We start from the raw sequence: 16938 nt of genomic DNA, 5'->3' as shown, positions 1-16938 counted from the left end.
CAGGGGAGTCCCCTGCACGCGGGCAGACGGCCCATTCCACTCCCGCGTTAACGAGGACTAACCTGATGACCATGCAGATCACCACCACGCTCTCTGCGAACCCCACCGACGACGCCCGGCTGGCAGAGATCCTGGCCAACCCCGGCTTCGGCACGTACTTCTCCGACCACATGTTCACCGTCGAGTGGACGCAGGAGAAGGGCTGGTACGACGCGCGCATCACGCCGTACGGACCGATCACCCTGGACCCCGCGGCGGCCGTCCTGCACTACGCGCAGGAGACCTTCGAGGGGATGAAGGCCTACCGCCACGCGGACGACTCGCTGTGGCTGTTCCGGCCCGAGGCCAACGCCGAGCGGATGAAGCGCTCCAGCCACCGCCTCGCGCTGCCCGTCCTCGAGGTGCCCGACTTCGTCCAGGCCGTCGAGGAGCTGGTCAAGGTCGACGCCCGCTGGGTGCCCGGCAACGCCGACGGCGGCGAGAAGAGCCTCTACATCCGGCCCTTCATGTTCGCCTCCGAGAAGTTCCTCGGCGTGCGCCCGGCCCAGCACGTCACCTTCATGGTGATCGCCAGCCCGGCCGGGGCCTACTTCAAGGGCGGCATCAAGCCGGTCACGCTGTGGCTGACCGAGGAGTACACCCGCGCCGGCCGTGGTGGCATGGGCGCGGCCAAGACCGGCGGCAACTACGCCTCGTCCCTCGTCGCCCAGCAGGAGGCCTACGCCCACGGCTGCGACCAGGTCGTCTTCCTCGACGCGCAGGAGGGGAAGTACGTCGAGGAGCTCGGCGGCATGAACATGTACTTCGTCTTCGACGACGGCTCGATCGTCACGCCGGAGACGGGCACCATCCTCGAGGGCATCACCCGCGCCTCGATCATCGAGCTCGCCGGCAAGATGGGCCACCAGGTCACCGAGCGGAAGTTCAGCATCGACGAGTGGCGCGAGGGCGTCGCCAGCGGCCGGATCACCGAGATCTTCGCCTGCGGCACCGCCGCCGTCGTCACCCCCGTCGGCTCGCTCAAGTACGCCGGCGGCGAGACCGCCGCCCCGGCCAGCCAGGACCTCACCATGCGGATCCGTGAGGCGCTCGTCGGCGTCCAGCTCGGTCGCAACGAGGACACCTTCGGCTGGATGCACAAGATCGTCTAGGACTGCTCTCGCGCGCGGCCGCCCCGGACACCGGGGCGGCCGTTCGCGTCTCCCGGCGCCCACGGCCGCCGTGAAACCGGCGTGATGCCGCGGTGAAACCGCGGCGCCGGATGCTCCTCCCATCGACCGGGTCGATCCCCGGTCAGACAAGGAGCACTCCCATGACTGCCACCAACGCAGTGCACGCCACCGGCCTCGTGAAGAGGTTCGGGGCCTTCCACGCCGTCGACGGCATCGACCTCGAGGTCCGGCCGGGCGAGATCTTCGGCGTCCTCGGCCCCAACGGCGCGGGCAAGACCACGACCCTGAAGATGCTCGCCACGCTGCTGCCCATCGACGGCGGCGAGGCCGAGATCTTCGGCGTCGACGTACGACGCGAGCCGCACCGGATCCGTCAGCTGGTCGGGGTCACCGGCCAGTACGCGTCGGTCGACGAGAACCTCACCGGCGCGGAGAACCTCATCCTGTTCGCCCGCCTGCTCGGGCAGTCGACTGCGCAGGCGCGGCGTACCGCCGCCGACCTGCTCGGCCGCTTCGGCCTGGAGGAGGCGGCGGACCGCCAGATCCAGAACTTCTCCGGCGGCATGCGTCGCCGGCTCGACCTCGCGGCGTCGCTCATCGCCCGCCCGCCGCTGATCTTCCTCGACGAGCCGACCACCGGCCTCGACCCGCGCACCCGCGGCCAGATGTGGGACACGATCCGTGAGCTGGTCGCGCAGGGCTCGACGATTCTGCTCACGACGCAGTACCTCGACGAGGCCGACCAGCTGGCCGACCGGATCGCCGTCATCGACCGCGGCCGCAAGGTCGCCGAGGGTACGCCGGACCAGCTCAAGTCGAGCGTCGGCAGCTCCACCCTGCACCTGCGCGTGGTCGACCGCGAGCAGACCGCCCGCGCGGCAGCGATCGTCGAGCGGGTGCTCGGCGAGGCGCCGGTGCTCACGCCCGAGGCGGGCGGCCTCAACATCGCGCTCGGCGACGCCAACCAGACCGCCGACGTCCTCATCGCGCTGCGCCAGGGCGAGGTCGACATCACCACCGCGGCCGTGCGCCAGCCCACCCTCGACGAGGTCTTCCTGACCCTCACCGGACACCACGCCGAGGACGACACCGACAAGGAGGTGGCCTGACATGACCACCCTGCTCCCCGACACCACCACCGGCGCAGCCGTGCCGGCCGCCGCGAGCCCCCACCGCGAGCTCCCCGCCCGTCCCTCGCTGCGCGACACCGTCCACCAGACGCTCGCGATGGCGTGTCGGGCCACCAAGAAGATGCGCCGCAACCCGGAGCAGTTCTTCGACGTGACCCTGCAGCCGATCCTGTTCACCGCGATGTTCGCCTACATCTTCGGTGGCGCGATCTCCGGCTCGGTCGCGGACTACCTGCCGCTGATCATCCCGGGCATCCTCGCCCAGACCGCGCTCACCGCGTCGATGGCGACGGGCACGCAGATGCGCGAGGACATGGACAAGGGCGTCTTCGACCGGTTCAAGTCCCTCCCGATCGCGCGGATCGCCCCGCTGGCCGGCCCGATGCTCGCCGACCTGATCCGCTACGGCACGGCCGCGACGATCACCATCGTCGTCGGCCTGGCGATGGGCTACCGGCCCGGCGGCGGCTTCCTCGGCGTGCTCGCGGGCTGGGCGCTGACCATCTTCGCCGGCTGGTCGCTGTCGTGGATCTTCTGCTGGCTGGGCACGATCGCGCGCTCGGCGCAGGCCGTCCAGGGCATCGGCATGATGATCATGTTCCCGCTGACCTTCCTGTCCAACGCGTTCGTCCCGATGGACACGCTGCCGGGCTGGCTGGAGGCCTTCGTGAAGGTCAACCCGGTCTCGCACGTGGTGACCGCGGTCCGCGACCTGATGAACAACGGCGACCTCACCGGCCAGGTCGGCTGGGCGCTGCTGGGCTGCACCATCGTGGTCGCGATCTTCGCGCCGCTGGCGGTGCGGACCTACTCGCGCAAGATGTGACGCCCGTCAGAGCACGCGCGTGACGGCGGCGCGGGCCTCGGCCACCAGGTCGGGCCCGCGCCGTTCGCCGTACTCCGCCTCGATCTCCGCGAGTACGCCGGGCGCGCGCTCCTCGCACAGCGCGCGGGCCGGCTCCCACTGCATGGTGGGAGCGAAGCGGTAGTAGGAGAAGCGGTCGGCGAGCACGAGCACCCGGACCGCGTCCTCCGCCGGACCGTCCGTGCGCAGCAGCGCCCACAGGCCCAGCCCGAACAGGACGAGGCCGCCGACGGGGTAGTCCATGAAGGGCCGCTCGGGGTCGAGGGCGTCGAGCGCCCGGGCGGCGAGGGCGTCGCGCAGGTCGCGGCCCTCGTCGCCGCGTCCGTGCAGCGCGAACGCCGACACCGCCGCGGCCTCGCCGGAGATCGTCCACGGCGTGGTGACGTCGTCGGTGCCGGGCAGGCGCATCGCGCGGGTCGCCTCGGCCGCGACCCGGTGCAGGTGGAGGCCATCGGCCACCTCCCCGGTCAGGAGGGCGAGCTCCGCGCGGGTGCGCAGGATCGCGACGTCACCGCCGGGCATACCGGTCGGGGCGAGCGCGGCCAGTTCGGCGACCTGGGCCGACGCTGCGGCCAGGTCGCCGCCGATCATCGTCGAGGTCGCGACGATCGCCCTGTTCTGCACGGCGTCGTCGATGGCGCCGAGGCGCTCGAGCACGGGCAGGGCCAGCCGGGCGTGCTCCGCGGCCCGGACGGCGTCGCCCAGCTGGGCGTGCAGCTCGGAGAGCTGGGCGTCGATCATCGCCCGCCGCCACGGGCCCTCCTCGACGTGCACCAGCGGCAGCGCACGGTGCAGGGCCTCGACGGCGCCGTGCGGGTCGCCGCGGTTCTCCCACTGGTGGGCTGCCCACTGCAGGGCGAGGCAGCGCACCCACGGGTCCGGGTCGTCGATGAGGTGCGTGAGGTCGGTCGCGACGCCCTCGGTCTGGGCGAGGGTCACCCGGACCAGCGCCGCCAGGGCGGGATGGTCGGTGCCCTCGCCGAGGTCCTCCAGCTGCCCGGTGAGCTGCTCGGCGCCGTCGGAGCCCGTGAACCGCACGCTGAACAGCGTGATGCAGAGGGCCGAGCGGGCCGTGTCGGCCAGCTCCGGCGGGACCGCCCAGTCGTCGAGCACGCCGGCGACCGCCGGGGCGACGGTCATGCTGCGGAAGTGGTCGCCGCTGATCGACCAGTAGCCGCCGAGGGTCGCGAACAACCCGGCCACCGCGTCCTGGTCGCCGGCGCCGAGCGCCTCCCGCAGGACGTCGGCGAGGTTGGTCTCCTCCTCGCGGATCCGGTCCATGGCCTCGACCTGGTCGGTCGAGAACAGGCGGCTGCCCTCGCGGGCCGCGAAGTCGACGGCCCAGTCCTGCAGGGCGCGCGCGACCTTGTCGGACTCGCCCGCTGCCTCCCGCTGCAGGCGGCCGAACTCACGGACCGTCTCCAGCATCCGGAAGCGGGTGCCGTGGTCGGTGTCGGTGACGACCAGGAGCGACTGCTCGACGAGGTCCTCGACCGGCTCGAGCGCGTCGTCGCCGAGGACCGCCCCCGCCGCCTCGAGGGTGAACCCGTCGGGGAAGGCGGCGAGATAGCGCAGCGCCCGGCGCTCGCGCTCGTCGAGCAGGTTCCACGACCAGTCGATCACCGCGAGCAGGGTGCGGTGGCGGTCCGGGGCGCTGCGGTCGCCACCACGGAGCAGGGCGAAGCGGTCGTCGAGGCGCCGCGCGATCTCGGCGGGCTGCATGACCCGGACCTTCGCGGCCGCGAGCTCGATCGCCAGCGGCAGCCCGTCCAGCCGGTCGACGACCGAGCGGACCGCGTCGTCGTCGAGCCGGACCCCGGGACGCGCCGCCTCGGCGCGCGTGCGGAACAGGTCGACGGCGTCGTCCGTGCCGAGGTGGGGGAGCAGGTGGACGTGCTCGGCCGCGATCGCGAGCGGGGCCCGGGTCGTGGTCAGCACCCGCAGCTCGCGGGTGGTGGCGACGAGGAAGGCGACCAGGTCGGCGACCGCCTCCACGATGTGCTCGCAATTGTCCAGCACCAGCAGGGTCGGCGCCTGGTCGAGCTGCTGGGCGATCCGGGCCCGGATGTCGGCCCGCTGCTCCGCCGTGAGGGTACGACGCCCGCTGACCGAGTCGCGCACGCCGAGCGCCGAGCCGACCTCACCGACCAGGTCCTCCGGGTCGGTCACGCCGACCAGCTCGAGGAAGTGCACCACGGGCAGGCTGGCGGCGCGGGCCACGGTGTGGGCGAGGCGGGTCTTGCCGAGTCCGCCGGGGCCGACGATCGACACCACCCGGGCCGAGGTGAGCAGGCCCTCGATGGTGCGCAGGTCGGCGTCGCGACCGAGCAGCGGCCCGGCCTCGTAACGCAGTCCCTCGCGGACCGGGCTGTCCAGCGCCAGCAGCTCGCGGTGCACACGCTGCAGGTCCGGGCCGGGGTCGGCGCCGAGGCGCTCGCGCACGTCGGTGCGGTGCGCCTCGAAGAGCTCGAGCGCCGCCGCCGGGCCGCGGACCGTCGCGACGGCGTGGAGCAGGTCGGCGAGCAGGGGCTCGTCGTCGGGCGCTCCCGCGGCCGCCTCCTCCAGGCCGGGCAGCGCCTCGGCGTGCCGTCCGGAGCGGGCCAGCGCGCGGGCGCGGACGACGGCGGCGTCGCGGAGGTCGTGGTCCGCCCGTCGTCGTACCTCGGCGAGGGGACCGGCGGCCTGCTCGACCACCCCGGCCGGGGCGAGCGCGAGCGCGACCTCGGCGTGCTGGAGGGCGGCGGCCGGGTCGGTGGCGAGGATCTCGCGGGCGCGGCGCGTGCTGAGGCGGAGGTGGACGGCGTCGATGTGCTCGGGAGGGAGCGCGAGCCGGTAGCCGTCCCCGTCCGTCACCAGCGCGGCCGCGCCGATGGTCCCGCGCACGCGGGAGACCAGCACCTGCAGCGCCTTCGCCGGGTTGGCCGGCTCGTCCTCGCCCCAGACGAGGTCGACGAGGCGGTCGGTGCCGATGGTGCGCCCGGCGTCCGCGAGTGCCGCGAGCAGTGCCTGCGGCCGGTCGCCGGTGACCGGCGTGCCCTCCCACCGCACGCCGTCGAGCAGCGTCAGCTGGATCGGCACGGGGGAAGTCTAGGAGTCGGGTGGCGCGCCCCGGCGGCGCGCAGTGCTCTACTGGCGGTGTGGCCCACCCGATCATGTTCACCGACGACGACCCTGGTCTGGCCGAGCTGCGGCGGATCTGCCTCGCCCTCCCGGGCGCCGAGGAGCGGGTCAGCCACGGCCGGCCGACCTTCCGTGCGGGCAGGATCTTCGCGGCCTTCGGCGGATCGGAGCGGATCCGGCCGGGGGAGCACCGGATGGTGCCGAGCGCCTTCATCTTCACCCCCGACGACGTCGACCTGCCGGCGATCGACGCTGACGAGCGGTTCTTCGTGCCCGCCTACTACGGCCCCCACGGTGGCCGAGCGATCGACCTCGCCACGCCCGACATCGACTGGGCCGAGATCGCGGAGCTGGCCGACGCGTCCTACCGGCGGATCGCCTCGAGGAAGCTGCTCGCCGAGCTCGACGCCCGCGGCGGCGTCACGCCGGGCTGACCCGGGCGCCGCCCAGGAAGGCGGCGACGGCCGCCGCGACGTCGGCCGGGTGGGTGAGCATCAGGCCGTGGTCGGCCCCGGCCACCTCCGCCTGGAGGGCGTGGGGGAACCACTGGAGGGCCAGGTCCCGGGAGGCGGCGAACCACGGGCCGCTGCCGTCGGCGGCGACGTGCAGCACCGGGCAGCGGACCCGTCCGGCGCGGGTGGCGTCGAACCCCCACGCCAGCAGCGCCGGCATGTCGTGGACGAAGAAGGTGGCCGCGTCGCGCTCCATCTGCGCGACCGAGCCCGGCAGCGCTGCCTCGGTCGCGGGGTGCCAGTCCGCGCCCAGCAGCCGCGACAGCAGGGCGTCGAGCGCTGCCTCCGCTCCGTCGCGCGTGAAGACACCGGCGAGCTCGGCGTTCACCTCCGCGAACTCGCCCGCGAACGCCGTGTGCACGGGCGGCGGCTCCACGAGGACCACCGACGCGACGCGTTCCGGCCAGGTGGCCGCGACCTCGAGCACGACGGCGGTCGAGTACGAGAAGCCGAGCAGGTGGGCGGCCGGCAGGTCGAGCGCGTCCAGCAGCGCGATGCAGTCGGCGGCGTCGTCGCCGACGGCGGGCGGGTCGAGCGCGGGCCCGCTGGCGTCGTACCCGCGTCGGTGGGGGAGGACCCGCCGCCAGCCCGCCAGTGCGGGCTCCTGCGCGACGGGGAGAAGCTCGTCGGCGGTGAGCGCCGTCTGCACGAGCAGCAGGACGTCGGGGCCGTCGCCGAGGTCGGTCACGTCGAGCTCGGCGCCGTCCGGCAGCCGCACCAGGGTGCTCACCCGGCCATGCTCGCGCGGAATCCCTCGTGTGGCGAGCGCGTCGTGCACCGAAGTGCTGGGTAGCCTCGGTTCGTGACGACCCAGCCCGGCCCCACCCCTGTGCGGGTGGGCGACTACGCCCTGCTGACGAAGCTGGGCGAGGGCGGCATGGGCATCGTGCACCTGGCGCGGGGCTCGGACGGGCGCCGGGTCGCGCTGAAGGTGCTGCGTCCGCAGATCGTCGGCGACCAGGAGGCGCGCGGCCGGCTGGCCCGCGAGGTCAGCTCGCTCACGCGGATCCGCAGCCCGTGGGTGGCCGAGATGCTCGCCGCCGACCCGTGGGCCGACGTGCCCTATGTCGTCACCCGCTACGTGCCGGGGCTCTCGCTCCACGAGCACGTCGCCACGGAGGGCCCGGTCGACGGGTCCGACCTGAACTGGCTCGCCGGCTGCCTCGCCGAGGGTCTCGCCGCCGTGCACGCCGTCGGCGTCCTGCACCGCGACGTGAAGCCGGGCAACGTGCTGATGGAGGGTCGTACGCCGATCCTCATCGACTTCGGGCTCGCCCGCGTCGCCGACGACGTCCGGCTGACCCAGACCGGCTGGCTGCTCGGTACGCCGGGCTATCTCGCCCCCGAGATCCTGTACGGCGACGAGGCGACCCCCGCCGCCGACGTGCACGCGTGGGCGGCGACCGTCGCGTACGCCGCCAGCGGCCGCGCTCCCTACGGCCGCGGCCCGGCGATGGCGGTCATGGACCGCACCCGCCGTGGGCAGCACGACCTCTCCGGCATCCCGCGGCCGATGGCCGACGTCCTCGCCGCCGCGCTCCACCCCGACCCCCTGGAGCGACCGCTCCTCGACGAGGTCCTGGCCTGGCTGCGGCCGCTGAGCACGCGCCCCGAGCTGCCGCCGGTGCCGCCGCCGGGCGCCCTGTTCGACGGGCCGCCCGCGCCGGAGCAGGACGACTTCACGCTGCCGCTCGCGCTCGCCGCCCAGGCCGGTGCCCCCGACGCGCCGACCGTGGTGCCGGCTCCGCCCGCGCCGCCGACGCCGCGCACGATGCCCGAGCCGGTGTCGACCTCCCGGCCGGCGCAGCCCCCGCCGCCGGTCACGCTCCGGCAGGACGCGCCGCCGGCTCCCGACGCGATGCGGCGGATGGAGCAGGAGTGGGACCAGGCCAACGGCTTCGACCCCGAGGCCCCGTTCGCGCCCCAGCCGCAGGCGCCGCTGCCCGAGCGGCTGCGTCGCTGGACCGCGATCGGTGCGGGTGCCGTCGCCCTCGGCGCCGGCTTCGCGGCCGCCCCGTGGGTGGCCGCCCTCCTCGTCGTGCTCGCCGTGTGGCTGCTCCGTGCCGGCTCGCTGGCCGCGTCGGCGGTCGCGCAGCGTCGTACCGTCCGCGGCGCGAAGTGGTACGACGCCCTGCGCTGGCTCGCCACCAGCCCGTGGCACCTGGTCCGGGCCGTGACCGGGACGGTCGTCCTGGTGGCGTGGAGCGCCGGCCTGGGGCTCGCGGCGGGGCTGATCTGCTACGCGCTGGCCGTCGACGTGCCGGGCACGTTGATGGCATGCGGGGCCACCCTCGGCGTCGCCCTGTGGTCCGGTCCCGGCGGCAGCCGGTTCCGCTCGCCGGTCGCCCGGGTGCTCTTCCCGGCCTGCCGCAGCACGCTGCCGTGGCTGTTCCTGTGCGCCGGCCTGCTCGCGGTGGCGGCGGTCCTCGGCGTGCTGGTCGCGGGACAGGGCGTCAGCTGGATCCCGTGGTCGAGCGGTCCTTTCGGACTGTGACGGGGCGGCCGCGCGCGACGTGGCACACTGGCCTCGTGAGCACCATCACCTCGATCATTACCTAGCGCGTCCGGAGCATCCCGGACGCGCAGCCTCTCGTACCCCGGGAGGCTTTTGTTTTGCCTGCTTTGCCCTGTGACACGCACGCGAGAGATTCCCCGATGAACCAGCAGCTCGACCTCCACGGCGCCTTCCACGTCTACGACACGACCCTGCGCGACGGCATGCAGCAGGAAGGCCTCAACCCGACCGTCGCCGACAAGCTCGCGATCGCGCGGCACCTGGACGGCCTGGGTGTGGGCTACATCGAGGGCGGCTGGCCGGGGGCCAACCCGAAGGACACCGAGTTCTTCCGGCGCGCGGCGACCGAGCTCGACCTCAAGCACGCGCGGCTCGCGGCCTTCGGCGCCACCCGCCGCGCGGGCGTCCAGGCCGCCGACGACCCGCTGGTCGCGGCGCTCCGCGACAGTGGCGCGGGCGTGGTCACGCTGGTCGCGAAGTCGCACGTCGGCCACGTCGAGAAGGCGCTGCGGACCACGCTCGAGGAGAACCTCGCGATGGTCCGCGACACCGTCAGCCACCTGCGGGCCGAGGGGCAGCAGGTGTTCCTCGACGCCGAGCACTTCTTCGACGGCTACAAGCTCGACCGGTCCTACGCGCTCGAGGTGCTCCGCACGGCGTACGACGCCGGGGCGGAGGTGATCGCGCTGTGCGACACCAACGGCGGCATGCTGCCCGGCTGGGTCTCCGACGTCGTCCACGACGTGCTCGAGACCGCGCAGGTCCGGGTCGGCATCCACTGCCACAACGACACGGGCCTCGCCGTCGCGAACACCCTCGCGGCCGTCGACGCGGGCGCCACCCACATCCAGGGCTGCATCAACGGCTACGGCGAGCGCACCGGCAACGCCGACCTCGTCAACGTCGTGGCCAACCTCGAGCTGAAGCTCGACAGGCAGGTGCTGCCGCCGGGGCTGCTCACCGAGGCGACCCGGATCGCCCACGCCGTCGCCGAGGTGACCAACGTGCCGCCCGCCGCCCGGCAGCCCTACGTCGGCACGTCGGCCTTCGCGCACAAGGCCGGCCTGCACGCCAGCGCGATCAAGGTCGACCCCGACCTCTACCAGCACATGGACCCGGCCGGCGTCGGCAACGACATGCGCCTGCTGGTCTCGGAGATGGCCGGCCGCGCGTCGATCGAGCTCAAGGGCAAGGAGCTCGGCTTCGACCTGTCCGGCTCGCCGGACGTCGTCAACCGGGTCACCGCCCGGGTCAAGGAGATGGAGTCCCGCGGCTACACCTTCGAGGCCGCCGACGCCTCCTTCGAGCTGCTCCTCATCGAGGAGGCCGAGGGTCACCGGCCGTCGTACTTCGAGGTCGAGAGCTGGCGCGTGATCACCGAGACCCTCACCCACGCGCAGCCGGGGGAGGAGGCAGTCTCGGAGGCGACGGTCAAGCTCAAGGCCGCCGACGTCCGCTATGTCGTCACGGGCGAGGGCAACGGCCCCGTCAACGCGCTCGACCAGGCGCTGCGCTCGGCGATCGTGCAGGCCTTCCCGGAGATCGCGAAGTTCGAGCTGATCGACTTCAAGGTCCGCATCCTCGACCAGGGCCACGGCACCGACGCGATCACCCGCGTCCTGATCGAGACCAGCGACGGGGAGTCCTCCTGGGTCACCGTGGGCGTCGGCGCGAACATGATCGAGGCGTCGTGGGAGGCGCTCGTCGACGGCCTGACCTACGGCCTGCTGCGCCACCACGTGGGCTGAACCGTCAGCCGTCGTCCCGCACCACCCGGCGGATCAGGTCGGACCAACCTGCGAAGACCTGCTCCTCGCTCATCCCGCCGTGCTCGATCTGCTGGCGCAGCACGGGCAGGCTCAGCGGCGCGATCAGCGCCGTCGCGAGGTAGTGCAGGTTGCCCGTGACACCGAGCTGACCGAGCAGCAGGCGCACGTGCATGCTCGCGAAGCCGAGCACGGCGTAGTTCTCGCCCCACGTGCGGCCGGCCGCCTCGATGAGCGCGCCCTGGTCGAGGTGGAGGCGCAGCCGGGAGGCGCCGAACGCCAGCAGCCTCTCCATCGGGGGAGCGCCGGGGCCGAGTGGCGGCGGGCCGCTGATCACGCCGGCCTGCCACTCCTCCTCGCGGTGGTTGAGCAGGGAGGCCATCAGGCCCTCGCGGCTGCCGAAGCGTCGGAAGACCGTGCCCTTGCCGACGCCGGCCTTCGCGGCGACGGCGTCCATGGTCAGCGCGTCGACGCCGCACCCGCCCATCAGCTCGGCGGCAGCGTCGAGCAGGGCCCGGCGGTTGCGGGCAGCGTCGCGCCGCTCCGGAGGCGTCGACACGAGGAGCGGAAGGTCCTTCGACATGGTGCAGCCACCCTAGGCGGGACCACCGACGTCCGCCTGCGAAAAAAGATCGAAGCTCCCGGGAATGAAAGCGGACCGTGGTCCGTTTCGACCATCATGACTGACACCACCACCCGCGTCGCCGTCCTCGTCGGAAGCCTCCGCGCCGACTCCCTGAACCGCCGGATCGCCGAGATCCTCAAGGCCGAGGCCCCCGCCGGTGTCGAGCTCGACATCGTCGACGGTCTCGACCAGGTCCCGTTCTACAACGAGGACATCGACGGTGCCTCGGCTCCCGCCGCCGCCACCGCCCTCCGCGAGCGCGTCGCCTCCGCCGACCGCGTCCTCGCCGTCACCCCCGAGTACAACGGCACCATGCCCGCCGTCCTCAACAACGCCATCGACTGGATCTCGCGCCCCTACGGCGCCGGCGCCATCGTGGGCAAGCCGTTCGGCGTCATCGGCGCCACCCCGACGCCGTACGGCGGCAAGTGGGCCCACGGCGACACCGCCCGCTCCGCCGGCATCGCCGGTGCGATCGTGGTCGAGGACGTCACCGTCTCGCAGCCGGCCGTCGACGTCGACCCGACCACCGACCCCGAGGTCCGCGCCAAGCTGCTCGCCGCGCTCGGCACCCTGGTCGAGTTCGCGCCGGCCACCAGCGCCGCGTGACCCACTGAGGTTTCGAGGCTCGCAGGCTCGCACCTCAACCACCGGCACTAGGGTCAGGTCGTGGCCGATCTCCACGACCTGACCGCCCTCGAGCAGGGCGCCCTGATCCGCTCCGGCGAGATCAGTGCGGTCGAGCTCACCGAGCACTACCTCGAACGCGCCGCGCGTCTCCCCAGGGAGTACGTCGACGGCGCGTTCGCCTTCCTCGACCCGGACGCCGCGCGGCGCCGGGCCCGCGAGGTCGCGGCCGTCGGACCGGTCGGCGACGGGGCGTCGCCGCTGGCCGGCGTACCGACGGCGATCAAGGACCTCAACCTGACCCGGGGCGTGCCGACGGCCTTCGGGTCGCCGGCCTTCGCCGACTACGTGCCGGAGGTCTCCGACGGCGTGACCCTGGCGATCGAGGACGCCGGGATGGTCAGCCTCGGCAAGACCAGCACGCCGGAGTTCGGCTCGCCCTGCTACACCGAGCCGGAGGGCCGGCCGGCCGCCGTCACCCCGTGGGACACCTCGCGGATGGCGGGCGGCTCGTCGGGAGGGGCCGCGTCGGCGGTCGCGGCCGGGCTGGTCTCCGTCGCCCAGGGCTCCGACGGCGGCGGCTCGATCCGGATCCCGGCCGCCTGCTGCGGTCTCGTCGGCCTCAAGCCGACCCGCGGCCGGATCAGCGGCTTCCCGATGTACGGCGACCCGGTCGGCCTCGCCACGTCGGGCTCGATCGCCCGCACGGTCGCCGACGCGGCGGCCCTGCTCGACGTGCTGGCCGGGCGGCGGGCCGGCGACCCCGCCTGGGCGCCCGAGCCGTCCGGCACCTTCCTCGCGGCCGCCGGCCGCGACCCCGGCCGGCTCCGCATCGCCTGCTTCGACACCCCGGTGATCGCGGACGTCGAGGTCGACCCCGAGGTGCTCGCCGCCTACGACGCCACGACGCGGCTGCTGTCGTCGCTCGGCCACGTGGTCGAGGACGTGCCCGTGCCGATCCCACCCGAGGCGGTGCCGGTGTTCGAGACCTGCTGGGCGGTGCTGACCGCCATGTCGACGGTGCCGCTGTCGGCGGCGCAGGCGGAGCTGGTCCGCCCGCTCACCCGGTGGCTGGGGGAGCGCGGCACGGCGGTCTCCGGCCCGGAGTTCGGGCTCGCCATCGGTCAGCTGCGGCGCTTCGCCGGCGAGGCGCTGGTCGCCCTGGCGCCGTACGACATCGTGCTGACGCCGACCCTCGCGACCGTGCCGCTGCCCGTCGGGGCGATCCGCGACGACGCCGACCCGGCCGCCGACTTCGAGGCGCAGAAGCGCTTCACCCCGTGGACCTCGGCCTGGAATGTCACCGGCATGCCGGCGATCTCGCTGCCGCTGCACCAGTCCGCCGCCGGCCTGCCCATCGGCATGATGCTCGCCGCCCGCCCCGCCGAGGAGGAGCTGCTGCTCTCACTGGCCGCCCAGCTCGAGGCCGCGCTGCCCTGGCAGGACCGCCGCCCGCCGCTCTGGTAGCCGCGAGCGATCAGGCGAACCAGGTGGGTGCGGCGGCTCGGAAGTCGTCGCCGGGGAGGGAGCCCGCCCCCTCGGGGACCACGGCGAGCACGGGGACGCCGGTGATGCGGGTGAGGTCGGCGCGGTTGCAGGTCTCCGCCAGACCGGGGGTGGAGGGCCAGGAGCCGATGACCAGCCCGGCGGGCTCGACCTGGACCGCGCGGAGGGCGGTGACGGTGAGCTCGGTGTGGTTGAGGGTGCCGAGGCCCGCGCGGGTGACGACGACGACCTCGACGGGTGAGGAGACGACGCCGTCGGGTCCCCGGCGGCGCAGGGCGAAGGTCAGGTCGCGGGCGATGTCGAGGAGGGTGCCGCCCTCGGCGTCGAGGCGCACGAGGAGGCCGCCGGCTCCTTCGACCAGGACCAGGTCGTACGACGGCAGCAGCTCGCGGATCCGCGCCACGTGCTGGCGCACGGAGGGGATCGCCACGCCCTGGCGGCGGGCGGCGGTGTCGGGGGCCAGCGGCTCGTCCAGCGCGACGAGCTGCACGGCGTCCACGCCGGCGAGCGACCGCACGGTGTCGACGTCGGGGACGTCCGGGTCGTCGCCGCCGATCCCGGTCTGCACCGGCTTCACGACGAGCACCCGCTCGCCGGCCGCCGCGGCACGGGCGGCGAGGGCAGCGGTCGCGATCGTCTTCCCGACGCCGGTGTCCGTGCCGGTGACCACCACGACGCGGGTCACTGGTGCTCCTTCACGAGCTCGACGAGGACGTCGACCGCGCGCGCCCAGTCGTCGGCCGGCACCCCGGCGGTGACCGTGATCCGCAGCCGCGAGATGCCGTCGGGGACGGACGGCGGGCGGAAGCAGCCGACCCGCAGGCCGGCCTCGAGGGCGGCGGCCTGGGCGGCCACCGCCGCCTGCGGCGACGACATCGGCACCGACAGCACCGCGCCCGCGGGTGCGACCACCCCGAGCGCGTCGGCCAGGGCCGCGACCCGGGTCCGCACGGTCTCGCCCAGCTCGGGACGGCGACGGATCTCGCGGAGCGCGGCCAGCGCGCCGGCGGTCGCGGCGGGTGCGAGGCCGGTGTCGAAGATGAACGGCCGCGCCCGGTTGACCAGGTGCTCGCGCAGCGCGGCCGGGCCCAGGATCGCGCCACCCTGGCTGCCGAGCGACTTCGACAGGGTGGCGCTGACGACGACGTGCGGCAGGCCGGCCAGGCCGAGCGTGGCGACCAGGCCGGGGCCGTGGACGCCGACGCCGTGCGCCTCGTCGACGACCAGCAGGGCGTCGTACTCCTCGCAGAGGGCGGCCAGCTCGACCAGCGGAGCGGCGTCGCCGAGCACGGAGTAGACGGACTCGACGAGCACGATGGCCCGCTCCCCGGCCTCCGCCGCGACGACCAGGCCGGCGTGGACGGCGTCCACGTCGCTGTGCGGCACCACCGTCAGGGCCGCGCGCGAGAGGCGCACCGCGTCGACCAGCGAGGCATGGATGTGCGCGTCGGAGATGACCCGGACCGTGCGGTCGGCGAGGGCGGTGACGATCGCGAGGTTGGCGTGGTAGCCGGTCGAGAACACCAGCGCCGAGGGCTGGCCGAGGTAGTCGGCGAGCTCCTGCTCGAGCTCGGCGTGCAGGGCGAAGGTGCCCGTCACGAGGCGCGACGCGCTCGCTCCCGAGCCCCACGCCAGCGCGGCGTCGGCCGCCGCCTGCCGGACACCCGGGTCCCGGGCGAGGCCGAGGTAGTCGTTGCCGGCGAGGTCGATCGTCGGGTCGTCGGCGGACCGCTCACGCAGCCGCCGGGTCAGCCCGGCCTCCTCCCGCTTGCTCGCCTCAGCCGCGAGCCAGTCCTGCCACGCACTCATCCGGCACGCACCGCCGCTCCGATCCCTGCGACGAGCGTGTCCAGCTCGTCGTCGCTGATGACATAGGGCGGCATCGCGTAGACCAGGTCCCGGAAGGGCCGCAGCCACACGCCCGCCTCGATGGCCGCCTCGGTCGCCGCCACCACGTCGACGTCGTGGTCGAGCTGGACGACACCGACCGCACCGAGGGTGCGCACGTCGCGCACGCCCGGCAGGTCGCGCAGCGGCGCCAGGCCGGACGACAGCCGGTCGCCGATGTGGCCGACGGTCGCGGCCCAGTCCTGGCCGAGGAGCACGTCGATCGACGCGCTCGCGACCGCGCACGCCAGCGGGTTGCCCATGAAGGTCGGCCCGTGCATCACGACCCCCGACTCGCTGGCGGAGATGCCCCGCGCGACGGCGTCGGTGGTGAGGACGGCGGCGAGGGTGAGATAGCCGCCGGTCAGCGCCTTGCCGACGCAGAGGATGTCGGGGGTGACCAGCTCGCTGACGAAGAGGTGGCCGGTGCGGCCGAATCCGGTGGCGATCTCGTCGAACACGAGCAGGAGGCCGTGCTCGTCGGCGATCTCCCGCAGCACCTGCAGGCACGCGGGCGGGTAGGGCCACATGCCACCGGCGCCCTGCAGCAGTGGCTCGACGATGATGCCGGCGAGCTCGTGGTGGTGCTGGTCGGCGACGTGGCGCAGCGTCGTCGCCCACTGCGCGATGTCGGCGTCCGGTGCGGCAGCGGCCGGCGGCTGGGGAGAGAACACCTGCTGCGGCAGGAGGCCCTGCCACATCGCGTGCATCCCGCCGACCGGGTCGGTGACGCTCATGCAGTCGAAGGTGTCGCCGTGGTAGCCGCCGAGGACGGTGAGCATCCGGGTGCGGTCGGGCCGGCCGACCCCACGCTGGTACTGCAGCACCATCTTCATCGCGACCTCGACCGACACCGAGCCGGAGTCGGCGAGGAAGACCCGCTCCAGCGGCTCGGGCGTCATCGCGACCAGCCGGCTGCCCAGCTCCACGGCCGGCGCGTGGGTCAGCCCGCCGAACATCACGTGGGAGAACTCCGCGGCCTGCTCGCGCAGGGCCGCGTCGAGGACCGGGTGGCGGTAGCCGTGGATCGCCGACCACCACGACGACATGCCGTCGACGACCTCGCGGCCGTCGTACACGTCGCCGAGCCGGAGGCGCGCGCCGGACGCGCCGGTGACCAGCCGCACCGGGGTGGGCTCGGTCATCGACGTGTACGGGTGCCAGAGGTGCGCGCGGTCGAACGCGAGCACGTCGGCGGCTACGGCGGTCATGG

14 protein-coding genes are annotated in these 16938 nt (G+C 74.0%); 8 read left to right on the top strand and 6 right to left on the bottom strand.

Annotation, left to right across the window (positions count from 1 at the left end; all coding sequences use genetic code 11):
- Positions 1-71 precede the first annotated feature (71 nt).
- The 3 genes from AC2YHB_RS09355 (at position 72) to AC2YHB_RS09345 (ending at position 3128) form a co-directional block, all read left to right on the top strand.
- Entirely contained in the window at positions 72-1151 is a 1080-nt protein-coding gene (locus AC2YHB_RS09355) for a branched-chain amino acid aminotransferase (protein ID WP_487353811.1), read from the top strand.
- A 161-nt stretch (positions 1152-1312) separates the two neighbouring features.
- Positions 1313-2281: a daunorubicin resistance protein DrrA family ABC transporter ATP-binding protein gene (locus tag AC2YHB_RS09350; protein ID WP_036541521.1), complete on the top strand. Its 969-nt coding sequence runs from the start codon at positions 1313-1315 to the stop codon at positions 2279-2281.
- A 1-nt stretch (position 2282) separates the two neighbouring features.
- On the top strand, positions 2283-3128 hold the full coding sequence (locus AC2YHB_RS09345; RefSeq protein ID WP_487353806.1) for an ABC transporter permease: 846 nt from the start codon (positions 2283-2285) through the stop codon (positions 3126-3128).
- 6 nt (positions 3129-3134) lie between these two features.
- On the opposite strand, the gene AC2YHB_RS09340 is transcribed toward AC2YHB_RS09345, so the two are convergent.
- Positions 3135-6245 carry an ATP-binding protein gene (locus AC2YHB_RS09340; protein ID WP_179647625.1) on the bottom strand — a complete coding sequence of 1037 codons (3111 nt, stop codon included), beginning with the start codon at positions 6243-6245 and terminating at the stop codon, positions 3135-3137.
- A gap of 59 nt (positions 6246-6304) precedes the next feature.
- On the opposite strand from AC2YHB_RS09340, the gene AC2YHB_RS09335 reads away from it, so the two are divergent.
- Entirely contained in the window at positions 6305-6721 is a 417-nt protein-coding gene (locus AC2YHB_RS09335) for an MmcQ/YjbR family DNA-binding protein (protein WP_487353805.1), read from the top strand.
- On the opposite strand, the gene AC2YHB_RS09330 is transcribed toward AC2YHB_RS09335, so the two are convergent.
- Positions 6708-7529: an alpha/beta fold hydrolase gene (locus tag AC2YHB_RS09330; protein ID WP_487353804.1), complete on the bottom strand. Its 822-nt coding sequence runs from the start codon at positions 7527-7529 to the stop codon at positions 6708-6710. The genes AC2YHB_RS09335 and AC2YHB_RS09330 overlap by 14 nt on opposite strands.
- A gap of 72 nt (positions 7530-7601) precedes the next feature.
- On the opposite strand from AC2YHB_RS09330, the gene AC2YHB_RS09325 reads away from it, so the two are divergent.
- Positions 7602-9293, top strand: a complete 1692-nt coding sequence (locus AC2YHB_RS09325) for a serine/threonine-protein kinase (RefSeq protein ID WP_179647623.1) — start codon at positions 7602-7604, stop codon at positions 9291-9293.
- Positions 9294-9454: 161 nt separating this feature from the next.
- Positions 9455-11062: a citramalate synthase gene (gene cimA, locus AC2YHB_RS09320; protein ID WP_179647622.1), complete on the top strand. Its 1608-nt coding sequence runs from the start codon at positions 9455-9457 to the stop codon at positions 11060-11062.
- A gap of 4 nt (positions 11063-11066) precedes the next feature.
- Here the strand turns inward: cimA and AC2YHB_RS09315 are convergent, their stop codons facing one another.
- On the bottom strand, positions 11067-11663 hold the full coding sequence (locus AC2YHB_RS09315; protein WP_179647621.1) for a TetR/AcrR family transcriptional regulator: 597 nt from the start codon (positions 11661-11663) through the stop codon (positions 11067-11069).
- A gap of 96 nt (positions 11664-11759) precedes the next feature.
- Here AC2YHB_RS09315 and AC2YHB_RS09310 point away from each other — a divergent pair, with 96 nt between their 5' ends.
- Both AC2YHB_RS09310 and AC2YHB_RS09305 read left to right on the top strand, forming a co-directional pair.
- Positions 11760-12314 carry an NAD(P)H-dependent oxidoreductase gene (locus AC2YHB_RS09310; RefSeq protein WP_036546901.1) on the top strand — a complete coding sequence of 185 codons (555 nt, stop codon included), beginning with the start codon at positions 11760-11762 and terminating at the stop codon, positions 12312-12314.
- A 60-nt stretch (positions 12315-12374) separates the two neighbouring features.
- Positions 12375-13799, top strand: coding sequence for an amidase (locus tag AC2YHB_RS09305; RefSeq protein WP_036546899.1), 1425 nt, complete (start codon positions 12375-12377; stop codon positions 13797-13799).
- A gap of 10 nt (positions 13800-13809) precedes the next feature.
- Here the strand turns inward: AC2YHB_RS09305 and bioD are convergent, their stop codons facing one another.
- Genes bioD through AC2YHB_RS09290 form a run of 3 tightly spaced genes read right to left on the bottom strand, consistent with a single transcriptional unit; the run spans position 13810 to position 16936 of the window.
- Complete coding sequence (gene bioD, locus AC2YHB_RS09300) at positions 13810-14523, bottom strand: dethiobiotin synthase (protein ID WP_179647620.1); 714 nt, start codon at positions 14521-14523, stop codon at positions 13810-13812.
- A complete protein-coding gene (locus tag AC2YHB_RS09295) occupies positions 14520-15647 on the bottom strand; it encodes an 8-amino-7-oxononanoate synthase (RefSeq protein ID WP_179647619.1) in 1128 nt (375 codons plus the stop codon). Before AC2YHB_RS09295 ends, bioD begins: the two co-directional genes overlap by 4 nt.
- Positions 15644-16936: an adenosylmethionine--8-amino-7-oxononanoate transaminase gene (locus tag AC2YHB_RS09290; RefSeq protein WP_487353803.1), complete on the bottom strand. Its 1293-nt coding sequence runs from the start codon at positions 16934-16936 to the stop codon at positions 15644-15646. Before AC2YHB_RS09290 ends, AC2YHB_RS09295 begins: the two co-directional genes overlap by 4 nt.
- Positions 16937-16938 lie beyond the last annotated feature (2 nt).

This window comes from Nocardioides sp. SRI_004, assembly GCF_057586415.1.
The sequence above is the reverse complement of the archived record's forward strand: the minus strand, read 5'-3'. Positions and strand labels throughout refer to the sequence as shown.

What these genes read in the sequence shown, in the direction of transcription:
- AC2YHB_RS09355 (WP_487353811.1), top strand. Translation starts at nt 72, where the DNA reads ATGCAGATCACCACCACGCTCTCTGCGAACCCCACCGACGACGCCCGG.
- AC2YHB_RS09350 (WP_036541521.1), top strand. Translation starts at nt 1,313, where the DNA reads ATGACTGCCACCAACGCAGTGCACGCCACCGGCCTCGTGAAGAGGTTC.
- AC2YHB_RS09345 (WP_487353806.1), top strand. Translation starts at nt 2,283, where the DNA reads ATGACCACCCTGCTCCCCGACACCACCACCGGCGCAGCCGTGCCGGCC.
- cimA (WP_179647622.1), top strand. Translation starts at nt 9,455, where the DNA reads ATGAACCAGCAGCTCGACCTCCACGGCGCCTTCCACGTCTACGACACG.
- AC2YHB_RS09315 (WP_179647621.1), bottom strand. Translation starts at nt 11,663, where the DNA reads ATGTCGAAGGACCTTCCGCTCCTCGTGTCGACGCCTCCGGAGCGGCGC.
- AC2YHB_RS09310 (WP_036546901.1), top strand. Translation starts at nt 11,760, where the DNA reads ATGACTGACACCACCACCCGCGTCGCCGTCCTCGTCGGAAGCCTCCGC.
- AC2YHB_RS09295 (WP_179647619.1), bottom strand. Translation starts at nt 15,647, where the DNA reads ATGAGTGCGTGGCAGGACTGGCTCGCGGCTGAGGCGAGCAAGCGGGAG.
- AC2YHB_RS09290 (WP_487353803.1), bottom strand. Translation starts at nt 16,936, where the DNA reads ATGACCGCCGTAGCCGCCGACGTGCTCGCGTTCGACCGCGCGCACCTC.